We start from the raw sequence: 26,454 nt of genomic DNA on the forward strand, positions 1-26,454 counted from the left end.
AGGCTGAGAAGTACCTGGTGCTTGCCACGCTCAACCTCGTGGAGTGCATCGCCTTCGTCGGATCGGTCTCAGCAGTCAGATAGCTTCGCGCCCCGAACTGGTCAAGGTGGCGCGACTGGACGCTCACCATGTGGCTGTCGGCCGAGCCCATCGACATGCGTGCTGGCACCGAGCGACTGCTCGCCCGCGTCGTACAGGTATTCGGTGTCGCTCAGGCCCACCACGGCTACCTCTTCGCCAATGCGCGCGGCACGCGCATCAAGCTGCTCGTGCACGACGGTTTCGGCATCTGGTGCGCTGCCCGGCGACTCAATGCCGGCCGCTTCGTGTGGCCGGTGACAGCCAACGTCACGCCCTCGCTGGCGCTCACACCGGCGCAGTTCGACGCGCTGGTGTTGGGCCTGCCCTGGCAGCGCCTGCCCGAGCTGAGCGCCATCATGCGGGCCTGAGCAATGCGCGCACGTCGGCCGTGAATCGGTTGACAGTGCATGTGCCGATCGCTCCCATCGGCGAGCTCTGGCACGATGCCACGCATGCTTGGCATGCGTGGTCTCCCTCCCAACAGTCCTCAGGGCCTCTCGCCCGAGGTCGCCGCGCTCATCGCTCAGCTGCAGCAGCAGGTGCAAGACCAGGCGCAGCAGCTGTCAGAGCATGACGAGACCCTCGCGGCGCGAGATATCGAACTCGCCCAGCGCGACGCGCTGCTGCAGCGCAAGGACCGCGAGATCGCCCTGCGCGAGGCCAAGATCGAGAAGATCAACTTCGAGCTGGCCCGCTTGAAGCGCTGGACCTACGGGGCGAAGTCCGAGGCCATGAACGCTGACCAGCGGCGTCTCTTCGAAGAAACCTTGGCCGAGGACGAAGCCGCGCTGCAGGCCCAGCTGGAGCAGCTGCGCCGTGAAGCCGAGGCTGCTGCTGCCGCCGCGGCTGGCACCAAGCCCAAGGCGCCGCGCAAACCGCGTCGCCAGGCTCTGCCGGAGCACCTGCGTCGCGTCGAGCATCGCCATGAGCCCGACAGCACCGACTGCCAAGACCAGGACTGTGGACGGCCCATGAAGCGCATCGGTGAGGACGTCACTGAGCGGCTGGACATCGTGCCCGCCGAGTTCTTCGTTCACCGTCACATCTACGGCAAGTGGGCGTGCCGGCACTGCCAGGTCCTCAGGCAGGCGCCGAGCGTGCCGGAGATCGTCGAGAGCGGCATTGCGGCCAGCGGGCTGCTGGCGCACACGGCCATCAGCCGCTTCGTGGATCACGTGCCGTACTACCGGCAGGAGAGCATCAACGCGCGCTCTCGCGTGCACACCCCGCGCTCGACATTGGCGGCCGGGACGGGTCAGGTGGGCGCGGCGCTGGAGCCGCTGTACGAACTTCACAAGCGCTTCATCCTCGATTGCCGTGTCGTGCACGCCGACGAGACGCCGGTGGCCTTGTTGGACCCCGGAGCAGGCAAGACGCGCCGGGCCTACATGTGGGCCTACGCGCGAAGTTGGCACGACGCGGCGCCAGGCGTCATCTACGAGTTCTGTCGAGGACGCGGCGCTCAATACCCGGTCGCGTTCCTGAACGGCGACGAGAGGCTCGGCGAGCGACGATGGTCGGGAACGCTGCTCACCGACCGCTATGGCGCGTACGACACCGTCGTGGACCCGCAGCATTTCCCCGGGCGCATCAGCGCGGCATGCGCTGCCCACGCGCGCCGGAACTTCGAAGAGCTGACGAAAGACGGCACGAGCCCCGTGGGGCTGGACGCGCTGCGCAGGTTCGCTCGCATCTACCAAGTCGAGGGGGAGCTCAAAGACCTCAGCGACGACGAGCGCCGAGCTCAGCGACAGCGCCTGGCCAAGCCGTTATGGGACGAGCTGCGCCAGTGGCTGGAACTCGAGCGGCGCGTGGTTGCAGACGGCAGCGCGACGGCCAAGGCCATCAACTACACGCTGGGCCACTGGACCGCGCTCACGCACCACCTCGAGGACGGCGCCGTGGCGCTTGATAACAACCACTTGGAACGGCAGATCAAACCGTGGGCCATGGGGCGCAAGGCATGGCAGTTCGTGGGCAGTGAACTCGCAGGCCAGCGCGCCGCCATCATCATGAGCCTGGTGCAGTCGGCGCGCCCGAACGGGCATGAGCCCTGGGCCTACCTGCGCGACGTGCTGGAGCGGCTGCCAACGCAGCTCAACGGCCGTCTCGAAGAGCTGCTGCCGCATCGGTGGCAACTCCGATCGAGCGTCGTCACATGAACAACCTCGAGATCTTGATCGAGGACGGTGGCGACGTCTCTATCGGCCCAGAGGATGGCTATCCCTTCGTTGCGATTGCGCGTGACGCCGAAAATGTCGTCGCCCTGCTCGTACGCGAAAAAGGTGAAGCGCTGACCGCGTTGCTGCGTCGTCTTGATCGCGCCGTCGGCAAGTTCTTCGAGAACGGCGAGGTTGTTGACGAGGTCTACGACCTACCATTCACCACGCCCACTTCACCAAGGTGAGATAGCTAGCCGCTCAGTACCGATCTTCAAGATGGTCTGACCAGACGCTCACGCCGACCGAAAACTGGGCTCAAAGTTCGGTCGGCGCCAACAGGTCAAGCGCATCCTGCGCAAGTACAAGTACCCGCCGGACATGCAGGACGCGGCGGTGGAGTTGGTGCTGCAGCAGGCGCAGGCGTTGGGGGAGAGCTGGTCATAGCCAGTCAAAAACGCGGGCCATGTCCCAATGGTCGTTTCGCCGCACCATCAAAACGGCCAGGGCCACGCATGGGCCAAGTCTGGGCCACAGATGGGCCATGGAGCCAGAAACGACAAAGCCCGCACTTGGCGGGCTTTGCTAAGTCCTTGTCGGACTTGGTATTTCTTGGTTGCGGGGGCCGGATTTGAACCGACGACCTTTGGGTTATGAGCCCAACGAGCTACCAGACTGCTCCACCCCGCGACTGAAGCTGGCAGTATAGCGCACTTTTTGCGTCGCGCACAAGAACTTCGAAAATACCTCAGACCATGCTCCGCTGTTGCGCCATCACAGGCCCTGACCCCTCCATGCCGCCACACCGCAGGCAGTCGTTCTGAATCTCAAACGCGTGATGCCGCAGCCCTGAAAAAAGTGACCGTCGCGCCCTACGACTCAAGAGAGCCCAGCCCGTCGCCGAGGCACTCAAGCAGTAGCTCGACGAGTACTGGCAGAAGGTCGCGCTGCTGCCTTGCACCGCGCTCAGCGCCCAGGTGCTGCCGCGCGCGCTGGGCGTGCCCCGCTTGTTGAGCTGGTGGACGATGTGCTGCACGCTGTGCCCATCGACGAACTGCTCGAAGACCCAGCGCACCACCGCCGCTTCGGTCTCGTCGATGACCATGCGCCGGCTCTGCCCGTCCTCGGCGACGGCGCTCGTGCATCCGTAGACCCGGCCGCCAGCGTGGAAGCCGCGTTCGAACTGCCCGGCCAGGCCGCGATGCGTTCTCTCGCGGAGATCATCGAGATACAGCGCGTTCACCAGGCCACGCGCGATGCGCATGACCTTGCGGCCTTTGGTCTCGGTGTCGTAGCTATCGGCCGTGCCGATGAAGCGCACGCCGCGATGCTCCCCGTTCCCCTTGTAACTGCTGTCCGTGGCTCCCCGGCTTTGTCGTTTCTGTGCTTTGAGCCGATGGTCGTGTCGTCGCGGCTTTGGGTTCGATGGCTTGCTGCATCGGCTGCGCGGATACATCCACATCGTCTGCAGCATGGCTGCCGGGGCAGGCTCATGAAGTGCGCGTGGTCGGACAGCGCAGGCGCGAGACTCGTGGCGGCATCCGCGCGGGTTCGATGCCTGGCGGGTATCGAACCCGTCCCAAGCAGTCTTGGACGTCCGCAGGGCCGCTCCCTAGGATGCCTGTCGATGTTGCGCCGGACGGGCGGTGCCTTGCACCGGCACGGCGCAGCGCCAGGAGACACAAGCATGATCGACAAAAGGACGGCGTCCGCAGCGGCGGCACTGGCCGATGTGCGCGATGGCGCCACGGTGATGATCGGCGGCTTCGGCACCGCCGGCCTGCCCAATGAACTGACCGAGGCGCTCATCGACGGCGGCGCGCGCGATCTCGTCATCGTCAACAACAACGCGGGCAACGGTGACACCGGTCTGGCGGCACTACTGGCCGCCGGCCGCGTGCGCAAGATCATCTGCTCCTTCCCGCGACAGGCCGACAGCCATCATTTCGACGCGCTCTACCGCGCTGGCCGCATCGAGCTGGAACTGGTGCCCCAGGGCAACCTGGCCGAGCGCATCCGCGCGGCGGGCGCCGGCATAGGCGGCTTCTTCACGCCCACCGGCTACGGCACGGTGCTGGCCGCAGGCAAGGAGACGCGCGAGATCGACGGCCGCATGTACGTGCTGGAGTCACCCATCAGGGCGGACGTCGCCCTCATTAAGGCCGAGCGCGGCGACCGCTGGGGCAACCTGAGCTACCGCATGACGGCCCGCAACTTCGGCCCCATCATGGCCATGGCGGCCACCACCACCATCGCCAGCGTCCACGAGATCGTCGAACTCGGCGCGTTGGACCCAGAGGCCATCGTCACGCCGGGCCTCTTCGTGCAGCGCCTGGTGCTCGTGCCGCGCGCCGCCACGCGCGCGGGCGGCTTCAAGCAGGCGGCCTGAAGGAGATCCCATGACTGAACTTCTGAACGGCGTGCGCCGATGGACGCGCGACGAGATGGCCGCCCGCGTGGCCGCCGACATCCCCGACGGCGCCGTCGTCAATCTCGGCATCGGCCTGCCCACGGCCGTGGCCAACCACCTGGGCGCTGGCAAGGAGGTGGTGCTGCACTCCGAGAACGGCGTCATCGGCATGGGCCCCGCGCCCGCAGCCGGCGAGGAGGACTACGACCTCATCAACGCCGGCAAGCAGCCCGTCACGCTGTTGCCGGGTGGCTGCTTCTTTCACCATGCCGACAGCTTCGCGATGATGCGCGGCGGTCACCTCGACTACTGTGTGCTCGGCGCCTTCCAGGTGTCAGCCGGCGGCGACCTCGCCAACTGGCACACCGGTGCGCCCGACGCTATTCCCGCCGTGGGCGGCGCGATGGACCTGGCCATCGGCGCCAAGAAGACCTTCGTGATGATGGACTACCTCACCAAGGCCGGCGAGGCCAAGCTGGTGCCTGCTTGCACCTGCCCGCTTACCGGCATGGCGTGTGTGAGCCGCCTCTACAGCGACCTCGCGCTGATCGAAATCATGCCGCAGGGGCCGGTCGTCGTGGAACTCGCCCCGGGCCTCAGCCTGAGCGCGTTGCAAGCCCTGACCCCCGGCGTTCACCTGCTGGCCGCCCACACGCTGACGGAAGCCGCATGACCCGCCACGCCTACATTTGCGACGCCCTGCGCACGCCCTTCGGCCGCTACGGCGGCAGCCTCTCCGGTGTGCGCGCCGACGACCTCGGCGCCGTGCCGCTGCGCGCGCTGATGGCACGCCACCCGCAGCTGGACTGGGAAGTCGTGACCGATGTGATCTACGGCTGCGCCAACCAGGCCGGTGAAGACAACCGCAACGTGGCCCGCATGTCGGCTCTGCTGGCCGGCCTGCCCATGGCTGTGCCGGGCGCCACGGTCAACCGGCTGTGCGGTTCGGGCATGGATGCCGTGGGCAGCGCCGCCCGCGCCATCAAGAGCGGCGAGGCCGGCTTGATGATTGCCGGCGGCGTGGAGAGCATGAGCCGCGCCCCCTTCGTGATGCCCAAGGCCGAGAGCGCCTTCAGCCGCGCCAACGCGGTGTACGACACCACCATCGGCTGGCGCTTCGTCAACAAGCTGATGAAAGCCCAGTACGGCGTGGACGCCATGCCCGAAACGGCCGAGAACGTGGCCACCGACTTCCGTATTGGCCGTGAAGACCAGGACCTGATGGCGCTCGCCTCACAACGCAAGGCCGTCGCGGCGCAGCAGGCCGGCGTGTTCGACAGCGAGATCACGCCCGTCAGCGTGCCGCAGAAGAAGGGTGACGCCCTGTTGGTGGCGAAGGACGAGCATCCACGCGACACGTCTCTCGACACGCTGGCCAAGCTCAAACCCGTGGTGCGGCCAGACGGCACCGTCACCGCTGGCAATGCCTCCGGCGTGAACGACGGCGCCTGCGCGCTGCTGCTGGCCGACGAGGCCAGCGCCGCGCGCCACGGCCTCACGCCGCGCGCCCGCGTGGTGGCCATGGCCACGGCCGGTGTGGCGCCGCGCATCATGGGCATCGGCCCGGCGCCGGCCACGCTGAAGGTGCTGGCCCAGGCGGGCCTCACGCTGGACCAGATGGACGTCATCGAGCTCAACGAGGCCTTCGCCGCGCAAGGCCTGGCCGTGCTGCGCCAGCTCGGCCTGCGCGATGACGACCCGCGTGTGAACCCCAACGGTGGCGCGATTGCGCTGGGTCATCCGCTCGGTGCCAGCGGCGCCCGGCTCGTGATGACGGCCGTGAACCAGCTGCAGCGCAGCAGCGGCCGCTACGCGCTGTGCACGATGTGCATCGGCGTGGGGCAGGGCATTGCCGTCATCGTGGAGCGGGTGTGAGCAAGGCCGACCTGCATCACGATCTGCTGCTGCCCGCGGGCGGCACGCCGTCGGGCCTCACGCTCATGCTCAGCCATGCGCTGGGCTGCGACCTGCGCATGTGGGACGACCTGAGCGCTCACCTGAGCGCCCAGGGCCACCGCGTGCTGCGCTACGACCAGCGCGGCCACGGCCGCAGCGCGGCGCCGCCCGGGCCGTACACGATGGCGATGCTGGCCGACGACGCGGCTGCGTTGATCGAACGCCTGGGCGTGGGCCCGGTGGTATGGGTGGGCCTCTCCATGGGCGGCATGGTGGGGCAGGAACTCGCGCTGCGCCACCCGCGCGCCGTGCGCGCCCTGGTGTTCGCGAACACGACCTCAGGCTATCCGCCCGAGGCCCAGGCCGGCTGGGCGCAGCGCATCGAGGGCATCCGCCAGGGCGGCCTGGAGGCGGTGGTGGATGGTGCCTTGCAGCGCTGGCTCCACCAGGGCTTCCGTACCGCGCACCCGGGCACCGTCGCGCTGTGGCGGGAACGCGTGTTGCGGTGCGACGCCGCCGGCTACATCGCCTGCTGCGAGGCGATCAGCCAGGTCGACACCACGCGGCGCCTGCCGGCCATCGGCGTGCCGGCGCTCGTCATCGCCGGTGAGCTGGACGCCGGCACGCCGCCCGCCATGGCCGAGCGCATCGCCGATGCCATCCCGGGCGCGCTGCTCGTCGTGCTGCCGGGCGCTTCACACCTGAGCGTGCTGGAGCAGCAGGCCGCCTTCGCCACCGCGGTGGACACCTGGCTCGCCGGGCTGCCACGAGGCTGAGTGTGCTGGCCGCGCTCCGCCGCGACGCCTCGCTGTCGGCCATTGCCGCCGGCTTCCTGGCGGTGTTGATCTCCTACGCCGGGCCGCTGGTCATCGTGTTCCAGGCTGCGCAGGCCGCCCAGGTGTCGCCCGAGATGACGGCGTCGTGGGTCTGGGCCATCTCGGTGGGCGCGGGCTTGAGCGGCATCGTGCTGAGCCTGTGGCTGAAGGCGCCGGTCATCACCGCGTGGTCGGCGCCCGGCACGGCGCTACTCATCACGCTTTTCCCGGGGTTGTCGCTGAACGAAGCCGTGGGCGCCTACCTGACGGCGGCCGTACTCATCGGCCTCATTGGCTTCACGGGCAGCCTCGACCGCCTCATGCGCCACCTGCCACCGGCCATTGCCAGCGGCATGTTGGCCGGCATCCTGTTCCAGTTCGGCGCGCGGGCGTTCAAGGCCGTGGAGGCCGCGCCCCTGCTGGGCCTTGGCATGTTGGCCGGCTACCTCGTGTTCAAGCGGCTGTGGCCGCGCTATCACGTGGTGGCGGTGCTGGTGCTGGGGCTTGTGCTGACGGCGGCCCTCGGGCAATGGCCCGAGCGCGCGCTGACGTGGCAGTTGGCCGCGCCGAAGTTCATCTCGCCCGCATGGTCCTGGGCGTCGGCGCTGAGCCTGGCGCTGCCGCTGGTGCTCGTCAGCCTGTCGGGCCAGTTCCTGCCCGGTATGGCCATCCTGCGCTCGGCGGGCTACACCACGCCAGCCCGGCCCATCCTTGCGGTGACCAGCCTCGGGGCGCTGCTGACGGCGCCGTTCGGCGGCGTCACGACGGTGCTGGCCGCCATCACGGCGGCACTGTGCACCGGCCGCGAGGCCCATGCCGACCCGTCACGGCGCTACGTGGCCGGGGTGGCCAATGGCGTGTTCTACCTGTTGGCGGGCAGCCTGGGGGGCAGCCTCATTGCGCTCTTCCTGGCGCTGCCGCCGGCGCTGGTGGCGGTGCTGGCAGGGCTGGCGCTGCTGGGCGCTATCGGCGCCAACTTGACCGCGCTGGTGCAGGACGCTGCCCACCGCGAGGCCGGCCTCATCACCTTCCTGGCGACCGCCTCGGGGCTTAACTTCCTGGGGCTGGCTTCGGCCTTCTGGGGCGTGGTGTTCGGCGGCGCGGCCTATGTGCTGCTGAGGCCCTCGCGCGCCTGAGCCTCGGCCGCCTGGCGCGCGGCGAGTGCGGCGCGCTGCTCGGCGTAGATCTCGTCGATGAGCTGGCGCATCAGCGTGATGTCGGCTGACTGATCCTGCAGCCGCGTGCTCATGATGATGGGCGACACGGCCTGCGGCTCGGCCAGCGGGCGGTAGACGACCTCGTCGGGCCGCAGGCGATGCACGCTGGCGGGCACCACGCACAGGCCCATGCCGGAGGCCACGAGGCCGAGCGCGGTCTGCATCTCCTGCACCTCCAGCACGCTGGCCGGCTCCAGCGCCAGGTCGCGTAGCAGCGACAGCACCTGGTCGGCATAGCTGGGGCGTGGCGTGCGCGGGTAGACGAGCAGCGGGTGCGGAGCGACCTCGTGAAGCGTCAGTGGGCCCTCGTCGCGTGCGAGCTCATGCTCGCCGGGAATGGCCACCACGAGGCGCTCCTCGCGCAGGATCTCGCGCTTGATGGACGGGTCGTCCAGCCGCACGCGACCGAAACCCACGTCGATGCGTCCGGTCTTGAGCGCCTCGATCTGCTCGACGGTGCTCATCTCGGTCAGCGCGAGTTCGGTCTGCGGGCTGGCCGCGCGGAACTTGCGCACCAGCAGCGGCAGCGCGCCATACATCGTCGACGACACGAAACCCACCACCAGCCGCCGCTCCAGCTGTGCGATGCGTTTGGTGGAGCGCACCGCCTGCGCCGCCTGCTCCAGCAGCCGCGTGGCGTGGCCGTAGAAGAAGCGCCCGGCGTCGGTGAGCTTCAGCGGCCGTGAGCCGCGCTCGAACAGCGGCGTGCCCAGCTCCTCCTCCAGGTCCTGGATCTGGCGGCTCAGCGGCGGTTGGGAGATGTGCAGCCGCTCGGCAGCGCGGGTGAAGTTCTGCTCGTCGGCAACCGCGACGAAGTATTTGAGGTGGCGGAAGTCCATGGGGGTCCCCAGCTGGGGCATCGTCTATTCAATACCTAAGGGGTATCAAGGCAGTCTAAGACGGTCTTGGACGGCGGGCAAGGCGCTTCCTACCATCACTTCACTTTCCCTTCATGACACCGCCCACCATGTCGTCCAGCCCCCGTATCCACGCCGTCGAGACCTTGCTGGTGGATGTGCCGACGATCCGCCCGCACCGCCTGTCGGTGGCAACGATGAACCACCAGACGCTGGTGCTGGTGCGCCTTCAATGCTCCGACGGCATTGAAGGCTGGGGCGAGGCTACCACCATCGGCGGCCTGGCCTATGGCGAAGAGAGCCCCGAAAGCATCAAGGCCAACATCGACACCTACATCGCGCCGCTGCTGGAAGGGCAGGACGCCAGTGCCGTGGCTCAGCAACTCGCCCGCGTGGCGAGCCAGGTGCAGGGCAACCGCTTTGCCAAGTGCGCGATCGAGACGGCGCTGTACGACGCGCAGGCGCGGCGCCTCGGGGTGCCCTTGAGCGAACTGTTCGGCGGCCGCGTGCGCAGCAGCCTGCCGATTGCCTGGACGCTGGCCAGCGGCGACACCGCCCGCGACATTGCCGAGGCCGAGAAGATGCTGGACCTGCGCCGCCACAACATCTTCAAGCTCAAGATCGGCCTGCGCGCGGTGCGCGACGACGTGGCCCACGTGGCCGCCATCAAGGCCGCGCTGGGCGCCCGCGCCAGCGTGCGGGTGGATGCGAATCAGGCGTGGTCGGTCACGGAGGCGCTGGATGGCATGCGCGGCCTGGCCGATGCGGGCGTGGACATGGTGGAGCAGCCCATCGTCGCGCATGACAAGCTGGGCCTGAAGCGCCTGACCGACGCGAACATCATCCCCATCATGGCCGATGAGGCCCTGCACGGCCCGCGCGATGCCTTCGAGGTGGCTGCGGCGCAGGCGGCGGACATCTTCGCGGTGAAGATCAACCAGTCCGGCGGCCTGCGCGGCGCGGCCCGTGTGGCTGCCATTGCCGAGGCGGCCAACATCGCTTTGTACGGCGGCACGATGCTGGAAGGCGCCGTGGGCACCATGGCCTCGGCCCAGCTGTTCAGCACCTTCGGCGAGCTGGCCTGGAGCACCGAACTCTTTGGTCCGCTGCTGCTGACCGAGGAAATCCTGCAGGAGCCCCTGCAGTACCGCGACTTCGCGCTGCAGCTGCCCACCACGCCGGGCCTGGGCATCACGCTGGACACCGACAAGCTCAAGCGCCTGCGTCGCGCCTGAACCCCCACCCGAGGACACCGCCATGCTGTTCAAAGTCGAGATGACTGTGCGCCTGCCGGCCACGATGCCCGCCGCCGAAGCCGATGCGCTGAAGAAAACCGAGCGCGAGGTCGCCCAGGGCCTGATGCGCGATGGCACGTGGCGCCACCTGTGGCGCGTGGCGGGCCGCTACGCCAACGTGAGCATTTTTGATGTGGACAGCGTTGAGCAGCTGCACCAGCTGCTGTCGGGGCTGCCGCTCTTTCCGTACATGGACGTCGAGGTGGTGCCGCTGTGTCGCCACCCGTCGTCCATCCGTGACGACGACCGCTGATTCCAACCCCCATACCGACACCAGGAGACAAACCATGAATGCCCAACAGATCGACACCCTGCTCGACCGCTTTGAAACCACCGGCGTGACCGGCCCGGGCAACGCCCGCGTGAAGACCGTGGTGCGCCGCCTGCTGCGCGACCTGATGCTCGCGATGGAAGACCTGGACATCCAGCCCGAGGAGTTCTGGGCTGGCCTGAACTACCTCGGCCAGGCGGGCGCCCGCGGCGAGCTGGGCCTGATCGTGCCGGGCATCGGCCTGGAGCATTTCATCGACCTGCGCATGGACGAGGCCGAAGCCCGCGCCGGCCTGAAGGGCGGCACGCCGCGCACCATCGAGGGCCCGCTGTACGTGGCCGGCGCGCCGGTCTGTCAGGGCGAGGCGCGCATGGATGACGGCACGCTGCCGGGCGAGGTGGTGCTCATGTCGGGCGTGGTGCGCGGTGCCGATGGCAAGCCGCTGGCCGGCGCCAAGGTGGAAGCCTGGCATGCCAACCACCTGGGCAATTACTCCTACTTCGATCCGTCGCAAAGCGCGTTCAACCTGCGCCGCACCATCGTGACCGACGCGAACGGCCGCTACCAGTTCCGAAGCATCATGCCGCTGGGCTACAGCGTGCCCCCGGGCGGCTCCACCGAGCAGCTGCTGAACCTGCTGGGCCGCCACGGCCACCGCCCGGCGCACATCCACTTCTTCGTTAGCGCCCCTGGCCACCGCAAGCTCACCACGCAGATCAACATCGAGTCCGACCCGCACCTGTGGGACGACTTCGCATTCGGCACCCGCGAGGGCCTGGTGCCGCCGGTGCGCACCAACGCCGACCCGGTCGCGATGCAGGCGCTGGGCGTGGACCAACCCTTCCACGAGATCAGCTTCGACTTCGACCTCCTGAGCGATGAAGTCAAGGCCCCCGCCACCGACTTCGCCCGCCCGCGCGCCGCCGCCTGACGCGCCACACCTCCCACGAACGCTGCAGCTCCCGCCCACCGGCGTGACCGGTGGGGCGCGCGGAGCGCTGCGCGCACACCACGGAGACGCCAATGACCCACGCCACCGCCCCCGCGGACCTCGAGCAGCGCCTGGCCGGCATGCTGGTCGAGGACACGACCCGCCATGTCTACAAGCTGCACCGCGCCGCCTTCACCGATGCGGAGCTCTTTGACCTGGAGATGCAGCACATCTTCGAAGGCAATTGGATCTACCTCGCCCACGAGAGCCAGATCGCCAACGTGAACGACTACCTGACGACCCAGATCGGCCGCCAGCCCATCGTCATTACGCGCAACAAGGCTGGCGAGCTCAACGCCATCATCAATGCCTGCTCGCACCGCGGCGCCACGCTGTGCCGGCACAAGAAGGGCAACAAGGCCAACTTCACCTGCACCTTCCACGGCTGGACCTTCAACAACAGCGGCAAGCTGCTGAAGGTGAAGGACGCGAACGAGGCGGGCTACCCCGAGTCCTTCAACCAGGACGGCTGCCACGACCTGAAGAAGGTGGCGCGCTTCGAGAGCTACCGCGGCTTCCTGTTCGGCAGCCTCAACCCGGATGTGCTGCCGCTGACCGAGTTCCTGGGTGAGTCCACCAAGATCATCGACATGATCGTGGATCAGTCCCCCGAGGGGCTGGAAGTGCTGCGCGGGTCGAGTACCTACACCTTCGACGGCAACTGGAAGCTGCAGGCCGAGAACGGCGCGGACGGCTACCACGTCAGCTCGGTGCACTGGAACTACGCGGCCACCACCAACCACCGCAAGCAGTCCGCCGCCGGCGACAACATCAAGGCGATGGACGCTGGCAGCTGGGCCAAGCAGGGCGGCGGCTTCTACAGCTTCGAGCACGGCCATATGCTGCTGTGGACGCGTTGGGCCAACCCCGAGGACCGGCCCGCGTTCAAGCAGCGCGCCGAGCTCGTCGAGCGCTGCGGCCAGGCCACGGCCGACTGGATGATCAACCACTCGCGCAACCTGTGCCTCTACCCCAACGTCTACCTGATGGATCAGTTCAGCTCGCAGATCCGCGTGCTGCGCCCCATCGCGGTCGACAAGACCGAGGTGACGATCTACTGCATCGCACCCAAGGGTGAGCCGGCCGAAGCCCGCACGCGGCGCATCCGCCAGTACGAGGACTTCTTCAACGCCACCGGCATGGCCACGCCGGACGACCTGGAGGAGTTCCGCGCCTGTCAGCAGGGCTATGCCGGCATCGCGCTGCCCTGGAACGACATGTGCCGCGGCGCCACGCACTGGGTGCAGGGCGCCGACCCGGCCGCGCAGGAGATTGGCCTCAAGCCCGTGCTCAGCGGCGTGAAGACCGAAGACGAAGGCCTCTACACCGAGCAGCACCGCTACTGGCAGCAGAGCCTGCTGCAGGCCGTTCAAAAGAGCGCGCAAGGCGCGCCCGTGGGCTGCGGACACGACCACGCCCACGGCGACAGCTGCCACCACAGCGCCTGAAGGAGACCTCCATGAGCACCCTGACCCATGAGCAGGCGCAGGCTTTCCTGTACCGCGAAGCCCGCCTGCTGGACGACCGCCAGTGGGACGACTGGCTGGCTTGCTACCACCCCGATGCCGAGTTCTGGATGCCGTCGTGGGACGACGACGACCAGCTCACCACCGACCCGCAGCGCGAGATTTCGCTCATCTACTACCCGAGCCGCGCCGGGCTGGAGGACCGCGTCTTCCGCATCAAGACCGAGCGCTCCGCGGCCAGCATGCCGGAACCCCGCACGGGCCACAACCTGCACAACCTCGAGATCCTGTCGCAGACCGAGGGTGAGGTGCAGCTGCGCTTCAACTGGCACACGCTGAGCTACCGCTACAAGACCACGGACAGCTACTTCGGCACCTCGCACTACACGCTGGACACGACGGGCCCCGCGCCCCTCATCAAGCGCAAGCACATCGTGCTGAAGAACGACTACATCCACCACGTCGTCGACGTCTATCACGTCTGATCGGGACGCTGCCATGACTCACCAGATCGCACTGCAGTTCGAGGACGGGGTGACCCGCTTCATCGACGCCAAAACCACCGAGACCGTCGCCGACGCCGCCTACCGCCACGGCGTGAACCTGCCGCTGGACTGCCGTGACGGCGCCTGCGGCACCTGCAAATGCTTCGCCGAGTCGGGCCGTTATGAAATGGGCGAGTACATCGACGACGCGCTGAGCGAGTTGGAAGCGAAGCAGGGCTTCGTGCTGACCTGCCAGATGCGCGCGCAAAGCAACTGTGTGGTGCGCGTGCCGGCGTCGTCCGCCGTGTGCCGCACGCAGCAGGCCCGCTTTGATGCGGCCATCAGCCGCGTGGAGCAGCTGTCGCCCAGCACCATCTCGCTGTCGCTGCGAGGCGAGGCGCTGAACAAGCTGGCCTTCCTGCCGGGCCAGTACGTGAACCTGCAGGTGCCGGGCAGCACGCAGACCCGCGCCTACTCCTTCAGCTCGCTGCCGCGGGATGGCGAGGTGAGCTTCCTGATCCGCAACGTCTCCGGAGGGCTGATGAGCAGCTTTCTGACGCAGCTCGCCAAAACTGGCGACGCGATGACGCTGACCGGGCCGCTGGGCAGCTTCTACCTGCGCGACATCACGCGCCCGCTGCTGCTGCTGGCCGGCGGCACGGGCCTGGCGCCCTTCACCGCCATGCTGGAGAAGATCGCCGAGCAGGGCACGCCGTACCCGGTGCACCTCATCTACGGCGTGACGCACGACGCCGACCTGGTGGAGATGAACAAGCTCGAGGCCTTGGCCGCGCGCATTCCGCAGTTCACCTTCACCGCCTGCGTTGCGAGCGAAGACAGCGCCTGGCCCAAGAAGGGCTACGTGACGCAGCACCTGGAGCCGGCCCACCTGCACGACGGCGAGGTGGACGTGTACCTGTGCGGCCCGCCACCGATGGTGGAGGCCGTGAGCCTCTACATCCGCGAGCGAGGACTGCAACCCGCGAACTTCTTCTACGAAAAGTTCGCCGCCAGCGCCTGAGGTTCGCCATGAGTTCACAACGATTCACTGACCGCACGGCGGTTGTCACCGGCGCCGCGCAAGGCATCGGCCGCCGTGTCGTCGAGCGGCTGCTGGACGAAGGCGCGCAAGTGGCCGCCGTCGACCGCTCCGAGCTCGTGCACGAGCTGCGCGCGCTGCCCGGCGCGGCCGGCCGCGTGCTGACGCTGACGGCCGATCTGGAGAATTTCGCTGACTGCAGCGCCGTCATGGCTGCCACGCTGGAGCGCTTCGGCCGCATCGACGTGCTGGTCAACAACGTCGGCGGCACGATCTGGGCCAAGCCCTTCGAGCACTACGGCGAGCGCGAGATCGAGGCCGAGGTGCGGCGCTCGCTCTTTCCCACGCTCTGGTGCTGCCGCGCGGCGCTGCCGGCCATGCTGGAGCAGGGGCGCGGCGCCATCGTCAATGTGTCATCCATCGCTACGCGCGGCGTGAACCGGGTGCCCTATGGGGCGGCCAAGGGCGGCGTGAATGCGCTGACCGCGTGCCTGGCCTTCGAGACCGCGCAACGCGGTGTGCGCGTGAACGCCACAGCCCCCGGCGGCACCGAAGCACCACCGCGCCGCATCCCGCGCAACGCCGCGCCGCAAAGCGAGCAGGAGAAGGCCTGGTACCAGCAGATCGTGGACCAGACCGTCGAGTCCTCGCTGATGAAGCGTTACGGAACCATCGACGAGCAGGTCGGCGCCATCCTCTTCCTGGCCTCCGAAGAGGCGGCCTATATCACCGGCGTCACGCTGCCTGTCGGCGGCGGCGATCTCGGCTGAGCGCGTTCCCCTGACAAGCCCCGCAAAGACGGGGCTTTGCTTTTTTAACAACCACGGAGACAGGCCATGAGCCGAGAAACCATCGACGTGTCGCGCGTGATCGACGACGCGCGCTTCAACCGCTTTCACTGGATGGTGCTGTTCTGGTGCGCCCTCATCATCATCTTCGACGGCTATGACCTCGTCATCTACGGTGTCGTGCTGCCAGTGCTGATGAAGGAATGGGCGCTCACGCCGCTGCAGGCCGGCGCACTGGGCAGCTATGCGCTGTTCGGCATGATGGCCGGCGCGCTGCTGTTCGGGCCGCTCTCCGACAAGATCGGCCGCAAGAAGGCCATCACGATCTGCGTCGTGCTGTTCAGCGGCTTCACCGTGCTCAACGGCCTGGCGCGTAACCCGACGGAGTTCGGGCTGTGCCGCTTCATCGCCGGCCTGGGCATCGGCGGCGTGATGCCCAACGTGGTGGCGCTGATGAGTGAGTACGCGCCGCGCAAGATCCGCAGCACGCTGGTGGCCATCATGTTCAGCGGCTACTCGGTGGGCGGCATGCTGTCGGCGGGCTTGGGCATGGTGCTGCTGCCGAGCCATGGCTGGCAGTCGGTGTTCTTTGTCGCCGGCGTGCCGCTGCTGCTGCTGCCCATCATCATGAAGTTCCTGCCCGAGTCGGTCGGCTTCCTGATTCGCCAGGGCCGCATCGACGAGGCGCAGCGCATGCTGCAACGCGTGGAGCCCAGCCACCGCTCGCAGCCAGGCCAGATCCTCACCATGCCGGCGCTCAAGGCCGGTGGCGCACCGCTGCTGGAGCTGTTCCGCGATGGCCGCGCGCTGCGCACGCTGATGCTGTGGATTGCCTTCTTCAGCTGCCTGCTGATGGTCTACGCGCTGAACTCCTGGCTGCCCAAGCTGATGAACCAGGCCGGCTACGGCCTGGGCTCGTCGCTGAGCTTTCTGCTGGTGTTGAACTTCGGCGCGATCTTCGGCGCCGTGGGCGGCGGCTGGCTGGGTGACCGCTTCAACCTGCCTCGCGTGCTGGTGCTGTTCTTCGCCACGGCCGCTGTGTCCATCGGCCTGCTGGGCTTCAACAGCCCGAGCTGGCTGCTGTACACGCTGATCGCGGTGGCGGGCGCCACCACTATCGGCTCGCAGATCCTGCTCTACGCCTGTGGCGCGCAGTTCTACGGGCTGGCCATCCGCTCGACGGGCTTGGGCTGGGCGTCGGGCGTGGGCCGCAACGGCGCCATCCTCGGCCCCGTGCTCGGTGGCGCACTGCTGGGCATGGCCGTGCCGTTGCAGGTCAACTTCCTGGTGTTTGCGTTCACGGGCCTGGTGGCTTGCATCGCCATGGGCGCCTTCGCCTGGGCAGACCGTGCCAGCGCGTCGGCACGCCAGATGCGCTGGACGCTGGCGCCAGACGCACGCTGAAGGCGCAGCACTGATCGTTTCAGTGCTGCGCGCGGGACTCGATCAGTAGCGGCCGCCGCCGAAGCCGCCGTTGCCGTAGCCCACGTCCCGGCGGTTGCTGGCGCGGTAGCCGGTGTCGCTGCGGGTGCTGGGCGCGGCGCGCTCCTCGCGCGGCTTGGCCAGCGTGACGACGATGCTGCGGCCATCGACCGACACGCCGTGCAGCGCAGTGATCGCGGCTTGGGCGGCGTCTGCCGTGGTCATCTCGACAAAGCCGAAGCCCTTGGACTGACCGGTGTCGCGGTCCATCATGACCCGGGCCGATGACACGTCGCCGAACTCGGCGAAGTTGCTCTTGAGGCTGGCGTCGGTGACAGAGTAGGGCAGGTTGCCCACGTAGATCTTGCGGCTCATGTTGGCTTTCAAGTGATGAAGATGCATCGTCGCGATGCAGGCGTGCGAACGGGACGTTCGCGTGGAGGTTCCACGGGCATCAGCGTTCGCCCAGGCGGGCGGGCCAGCTCAATGGCAACGCGCCCAGGCCAGGCCGTGCTCGCGCGCATAGCGAAGCGCCGCGTGCGTGCTGCTGAATTTCGGGACAAAGCACATGACGCGGTCTACGCTGGCCATTCCTCGGCCGGACCGGATAGAGACGAGCGCATCGAAGGCGCCGTCTTTCCGTGCTCGGGACATCGGGCAGATCACAAAGCGCCCGAGTTCGATGTTGTTCTTGTTGTTGTGCAAGTTGTTCTTGTTGTGTGAGACGGGGCACCTGGCGGGTGCCCATGGCACGCTCAAAGCGTGCGGATGTTGGACGCCTGCGGGCCCTTGGCGCCTTGCGTCGCTTCGAATTCCACCTTGGCGCCTTCAGCCAGCGTGCGGAAGCCGCCGCCGTTCTTGATCTCGCTGTGGTGGGCGAAGAGGTCCTTGCCGCCGGTGTCCGGCGTGATGAAGCCGAAGCCCTTGCTGTCGTTGAACCACTTCACGGTGCCGGTTTGGGTTGTCATGGTGTTTCCTTTGGAAAAGTTGAGATGGAGAAAACCCTCCGCAGGCTCCCAGGCCTGGCAGAGACAGAAACACTCAAGAACAATCACCGGGGAGTTGCTGAAGCGAGCCGCTCGCGAGAAGGGCCAGGAGGTGGCCTGCGGGGCTGCAGTAAAGACCTTGAGAAAACGGTCTTGCGCGAATCTATGCCGATAGGTTAGCACGACTGTCAAGCTCCTCGCCGCCGGACCTGCGCGCCAGGGCGCCGGCTGACGGTGCGGCGCGGCAAGAAAAAGGGGCCTGGCAGCCCCTTCTGCACACCGACTTGACGCACTCGTCAGGCGCGGCCAGCGCTCACTCCACAGTCACCGATTTCGCCAGGTTGCGTGGCTTGTCGACGTCGGTGCCGCGCGCGCAGGCCGTGTGATACGCCAGCAGTTGCAGCGGCACCACGTGCAGGATGGGGGACAGCGCGCCGTAGTGCTCGGGCATGCGGATGACGTGCAGGCCGGCCTCGCTCTCGATGGCGGTGTCGCCGTCGGCGAAGACGTAGAGCTGGCCGCCGCGGGCGCGCACTTCCTGCATGTTGCTCTTGAGCTTCTCCAGCAGCGCGTCGTTGGGCGCCACGGTCACGACCGGCATCTCAGCCGTGACCAGCGCCAGCGGGCCGTGCTTGAGCTCGCCCGCGGCATAGGCCTCGGCGTGGATGTAGGTGATCTCCTTGAGCTTGAGCGCGCCCTCCATCGCGATGGGATAGTGCAGGCCGCGGGCCAGGAACAGCGCGTTCTCCTTGCGCGCGAACTCCTCGCTCCACGCGATGACCTGCGGCTCCAGCGCCAGCACGGCCTGGACGGCCACGGGCAGGTGGCGCAGGTCCTTCAAGTGCTCGGCTTCCTGCGCCTCGGTCAGGTGACCGCGCGTCTGGGCCAGCGCCAGCGTCAGCAGGAACAGGCCCACCAGCTGCGTCGTGAAGGCCTTGGTGGACGCGACGCCGATCTCCACACCGGCGCGCGTGATGTAGGCCAGCTCGCACTCGCGCACCATGGCGCTGGTGGCCACGTTGCAGATGGTCAGCGTATGCGGCATGCCCAGGCTGCGCGCGTGCTTGAGCGCGGCGATGGTGTCGGCCGTCTCGCCGCTCTGGCTGATGGTGACGACCAGCGTGCGCTCATTGGGAACGCTGTCCCTGTAGCGGTACTCGCTAGCGATCTCGACCGAGGTCGGGATCTTGGCGATGCTCTCCAGCCAGTACTTGGCCGTGGAGCCGGAGTAGTAGCTGGTGCCACAGGCCAGGATGAGGACGTTGTCGATCTCCCTGAACACGCGGTAGGCGCCATCGCCGAACAGCTCGGGGCTGATGCTGGTGATGGCTTCGAGCGTGTTGGCGATGGACGTGGGCTGCTCGAAGATTTCCTTCTGCATGTAGTGCCGGTACGGGCCCAGCTCGGCGGCGCCGCTGTGGGCGTGCACGGTCTTGACCTCGCGCGCCACGGCGGCGTAGCGGCCCGTGTCGGCGTCGCGGCGGCTGATCCAGTAGCGGCCCGGCTGCAGGTCCACCACGTCGCCTTCTTCCAGGTAGACGATCTGGTCGGTTACGCCGGCCAGCGCCATCGCGTCGGAGGCCACGAAGTTCTCGCCATCGGCCTGGCCCACGCCCAGCACCAGCGGCGAGCCTTCACGGGCCGCCACCACGCGGTGCGGTTCGTCGCGGCAGAACACCGCGACCGCGTAGGCGCCCTTCAGGCGCGGCAGAGCCTGCTGCACGGCGTCCAGCAGGTCGCCGTCGTACAGGTGGTCGACAAGGTGGGCGATGACCTCGGTGTCGGTCTGGCTGTGGAACACGTAGCCGCGTGCCTTCAATTCGGCGCGCAGTTCGTCGTGGTTCTCGATGATGCCGTTGTGGACCAGCGCGATGCGCCCCACGGCCTGCGTGTCGGCGCCCGGGCCGGTCGAGAAGTGCGGGTGGGCGTTGTGCACGGCCGGCGCGCCGTGCGTGGCCCAGCGCGTGTGGGCGATGCCGGTGCCGGCGGCGATGCCGTCCTGGTCGGCCTGCTGCTGCAGCTCGGCCACGCGCGAGGTGCTGCGGGCGCGGCGCAGTGCGCCGTCCTGGTGCACCGCCACGCCACATGAGTCATAGCCGCGGTACTCCAGCCGCTTCAGGCCCTCGACGAGGATGGGGACGATGTTGCGCTGACTGACCGCGCCGACGATGCCGCACATGGGTGGGTTCTCCGTTCTTGAGGAATGGCGCGCATGCTAGGCACTATGTGATGGCGAATGTGTGCAAAATTCATCCATCTCCGATGGAATATTTCACCGCCATGGTGGTGTGAAATATTCGTTCAAAAATAAGCTGAGCATGCCTGAATTTGATGTCGTCGACCTGCGCCTGCTGGCCGTGCTGCAAGAAGATACCGCGCTCAGCAATCAGGACCTGGCCGCGCGGGCGGCCGTGTCGCCGGCCACCTGCCTGCGCCGCGTGAAGCGGCTGGTGGACGAGGGTGTCATCGAGCGCCGCGTGGCGCTGCTGTCGCCGGCCAAGCTGGGCGCCGGGCTGCAGGCGCTGCTGGAGATCACGCTGGACCGCCAGGGCGCCGAGCACCTGGACGCTTTCGAGGCGCTGGCCGTGGCCGAGCCCGCCGTGCAGCAGTGCTGGCGGGTGTCGCCGGGTCCGGACTTCGTGCTCGTCGTGCAGGTGGCCGACATGCCGGCGTATCACGCCCTCACGCAACGGCTGCTGACCCAGCATGCCAACGTGCGCAACATCAAGGCTTTCTTCAGCGTGAAGCGGGCCAAGTTCACCACGCAGGTGCCCCTGCCGACGCTTGACCGTTGAGGGCTTGGCGGGCCTCAGTTCGGCCAGTTCAGCGCTTGAGGATGCCCAGGCCCTTGAGGTAGTCGCCTTCCGGGAAGCACACGGTCTGCGGGTGGTCGGCCGCGGCGGCGAGGCGCTCGACGATGTAGCCGTCCACGCCCGCGTCCAGGCCGGCGCCCGCGACAATCTTGTGGAATAGGTCGGGCGCGATGCCGCCCGAGCACGAGAAGGTGTAGAGCAGCCCGCCCTCGTTCAGCAGCATGAAGGCCAGCCGGTTGATGTCCTTGTAGGCGCGCGAGGCTCGCTCGGCATGCGCGGCGGTCGGCGCGAACTTGGGCGGGTCCAGCACGATGGCGTCGAAGCGCCGGCCTTCCTGCAGGCAGCGTCTCAACGTCGCATTCACGTCGGCGTCCCAGGCCTCGTGGCGGGCGGCGTCGAAGCCGTTGAGCGCCACGTGGGCGGTGGCGCGTGCCAGCGCCGGGCCGGACGAATCCACGCTGACGACCTGGCTCGCGCCGCCAGCCAGCGCCGCCACCGAGAAGCCGCCCGTGTAGCTGAAGCAGTTCAGCACGGTCTGACAGCCGTACTGCCGCACCGCATCGGCAAAGCGCTTGCGGCTGTCGCGCTGGTCGAGGTAGTAGCCGGTCTTGTGGCCTACGGCCACGTCCAGCGTCAGCTGCCAGTCGTGCTCCTGGATGGTCAGCGCCGTCGCGCCCTCACCGCGCAGCCAGCCAGTCTGTGCGGGCAGGCCTTCCCACTCGCGGGCCTGGGCGTCGGAGCGCTCGTACAGCCGCGCGAGGCCAGTCTCGGCCAGCAGCGCGTCGGCGATCACGGCCTTCCAGCGCTCGGCACCGGCGCTGCCGAACTGGGCCACCAGCGTGTCGCCATAGCGGTCCACCACCAGGCCCGGCAGGCCGTCGGCCTCGCCGTGGATCAGCCGCCAGGCGTCGGACGCGATAGCCAGTCGCGTGCGCATGGCCACGGCCTTGGCGATGCGGCGGCGGAAGAAGGCCGCGTCGATGCGTTCGGCCTCGTCGAAGCTCCAGGCGCGCAGCCGGATCAGCGATTGGGGGCTGAACGCCGCCCAGGCGAGGAACTGGCCGTCGGCCGACTCCACGCGCACGGTCTCGCCCGAGTCGCCGCCGCCGCGGGCGATGGAGCTCTCGAACACCCATGGGTGGCGCTTGACGAGTGAGCGCTCCTTGCCGGGGCGCAGCTGGATCTTCTTCATCGCCGGGCCGTCCCGAGATGAAGCGGGCCGCCTCGGGGGGCGGTGGCCACTGGTGGAGCAGGTCTCATCGTTGCAGTGCGCCGAAGGCGTAGTTGAGTTGCAGGTGGGTCAGCGGTGCTGACTGGTCATCGCTGCGCAGTGTGCGGAACTGGCCCAGGCCGGCGCGAAGGCGCAGGCGCTCGGCGGGTTGCCACTGGGCCCACAGCTCGGCCTGCGTGACGGCGCCGCCGCCAACCTTGATGCCGCCGCCGCCTGCCGCGCCTACCAGCCACTCGGCGCCCAGGCGCAGGTTGCCCCACAGCGGGTCGCTCTGCACGCCCAGCCCGAACAGGCCGAAGGAATAGGCGCCTGCGCTGCCCACTGCCGCGCTGCCGGCCTGGGCCGCGCCGTAGGTGTGCCGCGAGAACTCGCGCGACATGTTGACGGCCAGGTGGCTGACGGCCTCCTCGCGGCCGTCCTTGAAGCGCACGCGCGGCAGGCGCATCACGCTGATGCCCAGCTGCTGCTCGCGCACGGTGCCGCCGGGGTCGTCGGCGATCAGTCGGGGTGTGCGGTCCAGCGGCATGGCCAGCACGGCGCGCAGGAAGGGCGCGCGGTAAGCGCCACTGGGCGCGTAGGTGTAGCCGCCGTCCAGCCGCAGCGTGGGGCCCCAGGGCGTGATCCAGCGCAGCGTCGGCCCGGCACGCAGCAGCCAGCCGTTGCCGGTGTCCACGTCGCCGCCGCCGCCCAGGCCACCGGCCAACTGGCCGCCCATGCGCAGCCGCGGGCTGCCCAGCAGCGGCCAGTCCTGGCCGATCTGGCCCAGCACCTCCATGTAGCCGTCCACGCCCCCCTGGGCAGCGCCGGCCGCCTCGAAGCCCCACCAGCTGCCGTCGGCGATGTACTGCCGCATGTCCGCGCCGGCCTTGCCGACGCGGCCCGTGTAGGCGCGCCCGCCGCGCGTGCGGCTGCCGGCCGAGGGCTTCTCGACGCCGCCGGTCAGCGCGATCTCATCGAAGCCTATACCTGCCCTGCGCCCCGCTCGGCCTTGCCGGCCAGCGTCCTCAGGCGAGAAGCTGACGAAGTCCATCGCCCGGCCCACCGTGAAGGCCAAGCCCACGCCGCTCTTGACGTTGCCACTGGGGAAGCGGATCTGCGAGAGTCCCACGCCCGTGTACCAGGGGCCGTGCTCGGTGCGCAGCGAGATCTCGGGGCGCAGCATCAGCCCACCGCCGAAGCTCATCCGCTGGCTGGATAGGCCGCCGCCCGCGCCCACGTACAGGCTGGCCGCCAGGTGCGTGTTGCTGGACAGCCGCCAGCGCCGCTGGCCCGTGAAGCCCACCGTGAAGATGCCGCCGTAGTTGCCCTTGGCCGTGCCGTAGAAGCCGGGGCCGAAGCCCCAGTCGTCGTCGAAGGCCATCAGGTAGCTGAGGGACGCGAACGCCGTGCGGCCGCCGTCGGGCATCTTCATGGCCGTCCAGTTGCCCTCGATGGCGGCGGGGCGCACCGTGTCGATGCGCGCCGGGTTCGCGAAGGGCGCGTCGTCGGGCGTGGCTGAGGCCGCCAGCGCCGTCAGCGCGGCAAGTGCCACCGCGGATCGCGCGAACGTCACCGGGCTGGTGTGGCCGCCCGGCCGTCGCGAAGCGTGGAAGGGGTAGGTCATTTTTTTGCGCGGGGATGCGCGGCGTCGTAGATGCGCGCGAGGTGTTGGTGGTCCAGCTGCGTGTAGACCTGGGTCGTCGTGATGTGGGCGTGGCCCAGAAGCTCCTGCACCGCGCGCAGGTCGCCGCTGGATTGCAGCAGGTGCGACGCGAAGCTGTGCCGCAGCATGTGCGGGTGCACATGGGCCGGCATGCCGGCGCTGACGGCGCGCGTCTTCAGCATCGCGCGTAGCACCGAGCCCGCCATGCGATGGCCCCGCGCACCTACGAACAGCGCCGGCTCGCCCGGCGCGGCCAGCTGCCCGCGCACGGCCAGCCAGTCGCCCAGCGCGTCGGCGGCGGCGCGGCCCAGCGGCGTGCTGCGGCGCTTGCCGCCCTTGCCCAGCACATGCACCTCGCCGGCCTGACTGTCCACCCAGCCGGCGGCGTGGGCGCTGGCTTGGGCGTCAAGCCCGATCAGCTCGGCCGCGCGCAGGCCGGCGCCGTACAGCAGCTCCACCATGGCGCGGTCGCGCGCTTCCAGGCGGGAGTCGTCAATCTCGTCGGGCACATGGCTGGCCAGTTGCACGGCATCGTCCACGCCCAGCGCCTTGGGCAGCGGCTTGGGCGCCTTGGGCGCCTTGAGGCCGCCGAAGGGGTTCAGCGTCACGCGGCCCTGCAGGCCCAGCCAGCGGTAGCAGCTGCGCCAGACCGACAGCAGCAGCGCAATGGACTTGGGTGCCAGCCCCTCGCGGTGCAGCTGCGCGGCCAGTCGGCGGGCTTGTGCAAGGGTCAGCGCGCGCGCGTCGAGGGCCGCATCCGCCAGCATGCGCTGCAGGCGTTGTAGGCCGTCCGTGTAGAGGCGCAGCGTGCGCGGACTCAGGCGCTGCTGCACGCGGGCGTGCTGCAAGAACTCCTGGTAGTCCGCGCAGAGATGAAGCCCCTCGGCCGCCGAGTACGTCGGCCGGTCCCCCGAGGGGCCGGCCGGCCGGCTTGGGGCGGCCCGGCGCTCGGCCGGCTCCATCAGGCCAGCAGCCCCGCCAGGCCTGCGCTGGCGATCTCGCCCACGCGGGTCAGGAAGTCCGTGCCCATCTCGGCCGTGTAGCGCGTCGGGTCGGGCGAGCCCAGCACCAGCAGGCCGAAGGGCTTGCCCCCGTTGACCTTGGCCAGCGACAGCGGGATCAGCGCCAGCGAGGTCGCCGTGCCGCCGCTCTCGCTGAGGCCCAGCCAGCGTGCCGCCTCGAAGCCGGAGTTCACGCCGCAGTAGGGCTGGCTCAGGCTGGCCGCAAAGCTCTTCACGTCGGCGCCGACAGTGGCCGCGAACTCGGCCGACTCATGCGCGGCGGCCACGCCCCACAGCCGCAGGCTGGCCTGCGGGATCATGAACTGGTGGCGCAGCTCAGACAGCAGCACCTCCGGCAGCTCGGTCGGCGTGCCGGCGGCGCGCATGACGGCCAGCGTCCAGCGGTGCAGGCGGTCGGCGATGGCCACGTTGTCCTGGCCGTTGCGGATCATCTCGACGATGCGCTGCTCCAGGCCCTTGATCTTGTCGCGCAGCATCTCGGCCTGGCGCTCCTGCAGCGACACGGCGCGTGCGCCGTGCGGGTGCTGCAACTGCACCGTGGCCAGCAGCGCCGCGTGGCGCTCGAAGAAGCCGGGCGTGGTCGCCAGGTAGTTGGCGATGTCGGTTTCGGTGATGCCTTGCACCGCGTCGGCGGCCGGGTTGGAACTCACAGCGTGATCTCTCCGTCAAAAACTTTGGTCGCGGGCCCGGTCATCAGCACCGGTGCGTCGCCGCCCGCCCATTCAATCTTCAGCAGGCCGCCACGGGTCTGCACTTCCACGGCCGCGTCCAGCCAGCCGGCGCGGATGCCGGCCACGACGGCCGCGCAGGCGCCGGTGCCGCAGGCCAGTGTCTCGCCGGCATCGCGCTCGTAGACGCGCAGCGCGATGCGGTCGCGGGCCAGGATCTGCATGAAGCCGGCGTTCACGCGGCGCGGGAAGCGCGCATGGCCCTCAATCAGCGGGCCCTGCGTCAGCACCGGCGCGGCCTCGACATCGGCCACACGCTGCACCGCATGCGGGTTGCCCATGGACACCAGGCCCAGCTCGACGCCCTGGAGCTCGTCCAGAGGCCACAGCGCGAAGCCGTTCTCCAGCCGCGGCGTCAGGCCCTGGGGGTCGAAGGGCAGGGCAGCGGGCTCGAACACCGGCGCGCCCATGTTGACCGTTACGCGACCGTCGTCCTGCAGCGTCAGCCGCAGGCGGCGGTTCATGGTGTCGACCTGGATGTCACGCTTGGCCGTCAGGCCGGCGTCGACGACGAAGCGCACGAAGCAGCGCGCGCCGTTGCCGCAGTGCTCCACCTCGTCGCCGGTGTTGTTGAAGATGCGGTAGCGGAAGTCCGCGTCGGCGCTCGTGGCGGGCTCGATGACGAGGATCTGGTCGCATCCGACGCCGAAGCGCCGGTCGCCCAGCCGGCGCATCTGCTCGGGGCTCAGGCGGAAGGGCTGCTGCGTCGCATCGATGACGACGAAGTCGTTGCCCGCGCCGTGCATCTTGGTGAAGCGCAATCTCATGGGTGGCGATTATCCGGCGCCGTATGGGCCTGGCCCGAGTGGCATGAATTGATCAAGGGGCCACCGCAGAACC

General features: G+C 68.7%; 28 protein-coding genes, 1 tRNA gene and 1 pseudogene. 18 read left to right on the plus strand and 12 right to left on the minus strand.

Annotated elements, in window-relative coordinates:
• Positions 1-128 precede the first annotated feature (128 nt).
• The 4 genes and pseudogenes from tnpB to ACG0Z3_RS14935 all read left to right on the plus strand — a co-directional run.
• Positions 129-449 (plus strand): IS66 family insertion sequence element accessory protein TnpB, encoded by a 321-nt coding sequence (tnpB, locus tag ACG0Z3_RS14920; RefSeq protein WP_394398766.1) that lies wholly within the window; start codon positions 129-131, stop codon positions 447-449.
• 93 nt (positions 450-542) lie between these two features.
• Positions 543-2,243, plus strand: coding sequence for an IS66 family transposase (gene tnpC / locus ACG0Z3_RS14925; protein ID WP_394398768.1), 1,701 nt, complete (start codon positions 543-545; stop codon positions 2,241-2,243).
• Positions 2,240-2,488: a hypothetical protein gene (locus ACG0Z3_RS14930; protein WP_394398770.1), complete on the plus strand. Its 249-nt coding sequence runs from the start codon at positions 2,240-2,242 to the stop codon at positions 2,486-2,488. The genes tnpC and ACG0Z3_RS14930 overlap by 4 nt, the downstream gene beginning before the upstream one ends.
• Before the next feature lie 85 nt (positions 2,489-2,573).
• Positions 2,574-2,687, plus strand: a pseudogene (locus tag ACG0Z3_RS14935) (type I restriction enzyme endonuclease domain-containing protein); the annotation flags it as partial.
• Positions 2,688-2,853: 166 nt separating this feature from the next.
• Here the strand turns inward: ACG0Z3_RS14935 and ACG0Z3_RS14940 are convergent.
• Positions 2,854-2,930: transfer RNA gene (locus ACG0Z3_RS14940), tRNA-Met, on the minus strand.
• A 58-nt stretch (positions 2,931-2,988) separates the two neighbouring features.
• Positions 2,989-3,714: a recombinase family protein gene (locus ACG0Z3_RS14945; RefSeq protein ID WP_394398772.1), complete on the minus strand. Its 726-nt coding sequence runs from the start codon at positions 3,712-3,714 to the stop codon at positions 2,989-2,991.
• A 213-nt stretch (positions 3,715-3,927) separates the two neighbouring features.
• Between ACG0Z3_RS14945 and ACG0Z3_RS14950 the strand changes: the two genes are divergently transcribed.
• Genes ACG0Z3_RS14950 through ACG0Z3_RS14970 form a run of 5 tightly spaced genes read left to right on the plus strand, consistent with a single transcriptional unit; the run spans position 3,928 to position 8,497 of the window.
• Complete coding sequence (locus ACG0Z3_RS14950) at positions 3,928-4,629, plus strand: 3-oxoacid CoA-transferase subunit A (protein WP_394398774.1); 702 nt, start codon at positions 3,928-3,930, stop codon at positions 4,627-4,629.
• A 10-nt stretch (positions 4,630-4,639) separates the two neighbouring features.
• Positions 4,640-5,323: a 3-oxoacid CoA-transferase subunit B gene (locus ACG0Z3_RS14955; RefSeq protein ID WP_394398776.1), complete on the plus strand. Its 684-nt coding sequence runs from the start codon at positions 4,640-4,642 to the stop codon at positions 5,321-5,323.
• Positions 5,320-6,525: a 3-oxoadipyl-CoA thiolase gene (pcaF, locus tag ACG0Z3_RS14960; protein ID WP_394398777.1), complete on the plus strand. Its 1,206-nt coding sequence runs from the start codon at positions 5,320-5,322 to the stop codon at positions 6,523-6,525. The genes ACG0Z3_RS14955 and pcaF overlap by 4 nt, the downstream gene beginning before the upstream one ends.
• Positions 6,522-7,322, plus strand: coding sequence for an alpha/beta fold hydrolase (locus ACG0Z3_RS14965; protein ID WP_394398779.1), 801 nt, complete (start codon positions 6,522-6,524; stop codon positions 7,320-7,322). The genes pcaF and ACG0Z3_RS14965 overlap by 4 nt, the downstream gene beginning before the upstream one ends.
• Positions 7,323-7,327: 5 nt before the next feature.
• Positions 7,328-8,497 (plus strand): benzoate/H(+) symporter BenE family transporter, encoded by a 1,170-nt coding sequence (locus ACG0Z3_RS14970; RefSeq protein ID WP_394399178.1) that lies wholly within the window; start codon positions 7,328-7,330, stop codon positions 8,495-8,497.
• Here the strand turns inward: ACG0Z3_RS14970 and ACG0Z3_RS14975 are convergent.
• Positions 8,467-9,417, minus strand: coding sequence for a LysR family transcriptional regulator (locus ACG0Z3_RS14975; RefSeq protein ID WP_394398781.1), 951 nt, complete (start codon positions 9,415-9,417; stop codon positions 8,467-8,469). The genes ACG0Z3_RS14970 and ACG0Z3_RS14975 overlap by 31 nt on opposite strands.
• Positions 9,418-9,545: 128 nt before the next feature.
• On the opposite strand from ACG0Z3_RS14975, the gene ACG0Z3_RS14980 reads away from it, so the two are divergent.
• From ACG0Z3_RS14980 to ACG0Z3_RS15015, 8 genes are all read left to right on the plus strand, one after another.
• Positions 9,546-10,670, plus strand: a complete 1,125-nt coding sequence (locus tag ACG0Z3_RS14980) for a muconate/chloromuconate family cycloisomerase (protein WP_394398783.1) — start codon at positions 9,546-9,548, stop codon at positions 10,668-10,670.
• Between the two features lie 22 nt (positions 10,671-10,692).
• Positions 10,693-10,983: a muconolactone Delta-isomerase gene (catC, locus tag ACG0Z3_RS14985; RefSeq protein WP_394398785.1), complete on the plus strand. Its 291-nt coding sequence runs from the start codon at positions 10,693-10,695 to the stop codon at positions 10,981-10,983.
• A 34-nt stretch (positions 10,984-11,017) separates the two neighbouring features.
• Positions 11,018-11,932: a catechol 1,2-dioxygenase gene (catA, locus tag ACG0Z3_RS14990; RefSeq protein WP_394398787.1), complete on the plus strand. Its 915-nt coding sequence runs from the start codon at positions 11,018-11,020 to the stop codon at positions 11,930-11,932.
• Between the two features lie 92 nt (positions 11,933-12,024).
• The gene (gene benA / locus ACG0Z3_RS14995; RefSeq protein ID WP_394398789.1) at positions 12,025-13,440 is read left to right on the plus strand and encodes a benzoate 1,2-dioxygenase large subunit; all 1,416 of its coding nucleotides are present in this window, start codon (positions 12,025-12,027) and stop codon (positions 13,438-13,440) included.
• 11 nt (positions 13,441-13,451) lie between these two features.
• Complete coding sequence (gene benB, locus ACG0Z3_RS15000) at positions 13,452-13,943, plus strand: benzoate 1,2-dioxygenase small subunit (protein ID WP_394398791.1); 492 nt, start codon at positions 13,452-13,454, stop codon at positions 13,941-13,943.
• Positions 13,944-13,956: 13 nt separating this feature from the next.
• Positions 13,957-14,964 carry a benzoate 1,2-dioxygenase electron transfer component BenC gene (benC, locus tag ACG0Z3_RS15005; protein ID WP_394398793.1) on the plus strand — a complete coding sequence of 336 codons (1,008 nt, stop codon included), beginning with the start codon at positions 13,957-13,959 and terminating at the stop codon, positions 14,962-14,964.
• Positions 14,965-14,972: 8 nt separating this feature from the next.
• Positions 14,973-15,752 carry a 1,6-dihydroxycyclohexa-2,4-diene-1-carboxylate dehydrogenase gene (locus ACG0Z3_RS15010; RefSeq protein ID WP_394398795.1) on the plus strand — a complete coding sequence of 260 codons (780 nt, stop codon included), beginning with the start codon at positions 14,973-14,975 and terminating at the stop codon, positions 15,750-15,752.
• A 66-nt stretch (positions 15,753-15,818) separates the two neighbouring features.
• Complete coding sequence (locus tag ACG0Z3_RS15015) at positions 15,819-17,174, plus strand: MFS transporter (protein WP_394398797.1); 1,356 nt, start codon at positions 15,819-15,821, stop codon at positions 17,172-17,174.
• A 42-nt stretch (positions 17,175-17,216) separates the two neighbouring features.
• On the opposite strand, the gene ACG0Z3_RS15020 is transcribed toward ACG0Z3_RS15015, so the two are convergent.
• The 4 genes from ACG0Z3_RS15020 to glmS form a co-directional block, all read right to left on the minus strand.
• On the minus strand, positions 17,217-17,567 hold the full coding sequence (locus tag ACG0Z3_RS15020; RefSeq protein ID WP_394398799.1) for an RNA recognition motif domain-containing protein: 351 nt from the start codon (positions 17,565-17,567) through the stop codon (positions 17,217-17,219).
• 108 nt (positions 17,568-17,675) lie between these two features.
• A complete protein-coding gene (locus tag ACG0Z3_RS15025) occupies positions 17,676-17,897 on the minus strand; it encodes a hypothetical protein (protein WP_394398801.1) in 222 nt (73 codons plus the stop codon).
• 50 nt (positions 17,898-17,947) lie between these two features.
• Positions 17,948-18,160, minus strand: a complete 213-nt coding sequence (locus tag ACG0Z3_RS15030) for a cold-shock protein (RefSeq protein WP_394398803.1) — start codon at positions 18,158-18,160, stop codon at positions 17,948-17,950.
• A 331-nt stretch (positions 18,161-18,491) separates the two neighbouring features.
• Positions 18,492-20,357, minus strand: a complete 1,866-nt coding sequence (gene glmS / locus ACG0Z3_RS15035; protein ID WP_394398805.1) for a glutamine--fructose-6-phosphate transaminase (isomerizing) — start codon at positions 20,355-20,357, stop codon at positions 18,492-18,494.
• 139 nt (positions 20,358-20,496) lie between these two features.
• Here glmS and ACG0Z3_RS15040 point away from each other — a divergent pair, with 139 nt between their 5' ends.
• Positions 20,497-20,973, plus strand: a complete 477-nt coding sequence (locus tag ACG0Z3_RS15040) for an Lrp/AsnC family transcriptional regulator (RefSeq protein WP_394398807.1) — start codon at positions 20,497-20,499, stop codon at positions 20,971-20,973.
• 28 nt (positions 20,974-21,001) lie between these two features.
• On the opposite strand, the gene ACG0Z3_RS15045 is transcribed toward ACG0Z3_RS15040, so the two are convergent.
• The 5 genes from ACG0Z3_RS15045 to dapF all read right to left on the minus strand — a co-directional run bounded on the left by ACG0Z3_RS15045 (position 21,002) and on the right by dapF (position 26,381).
• On the minus strand, positions 21,002-22,183 hold the full coding sequence (locus ACG0Z3_RS15045) for a class I SAM-dependent rRNA methyltransferase (protein WP_394398809.1): 1,182 nt from the start codon (positions 22,181-22,183) through the stop codon (positions 21,002-21,004).
• Positions 22,184-22,247: 64 nt separating this feature from the next.
• Positions 22,248-23,774: a hypothetical protein gene (locus ACG0Z3_RS15050; RefSeq protein WP_394398811.1), complete on the minus strand. Its 1,527-nt coding sequence runs from the start codon at positions 23,772-23,774 to the stop codon at positions 22,248-22,250.
• A 47-nt stretch (positions 23,775-23,821) separates the two neighbouring features.
• Positions 23,822-24,712, minus strand: coding sequence for a tyrosine recombinase XerC (locus ACG0Z3_RS15055; RefSeq protein ID WP_394398813.1), 891 nt, complete (start codon positions 24,710-24,712; stop codon positions 23,822-23,824).
• Between the two features lie 113 nt (positions 24,713-24,825).
• Positions 24,826-25,536 carry a DUF484 family protein gene (locus ACG0Z3_RS15060; RefSeq protein ID WP_394398815.1) on the minus strand — a complete coding sequence of 237 codons (711 nt, stop codon included), beginning with the start codon at positions 25,534-25,536 and terminating at the stop codon, positions 24,826-24,828.
• Entirely contained in the window at positions 25,533-26,381 is an 849-nt protein-coding gene (dapF, locus tag ACG0Z3_RS15065; protein WP_394398817.1) for a diaminopimelate epimerase, read from the minus strand. Before dapF ends, ACG0Z3_RS15060 begins: the two co-directional genes overlap by 4 nt.
• Positions 26,382-26,454 lie beyond the last annotated feature (73 nt).

Source organism: Pelomonas margarita, from assembly GCF_043555875.1.
GTDB lineage: Bacteria > Pseudomonadota > Gammaproteobacteria > Burkholderiales > Burkholderiaceae_C > Pelomonas > Pelomonas margarita.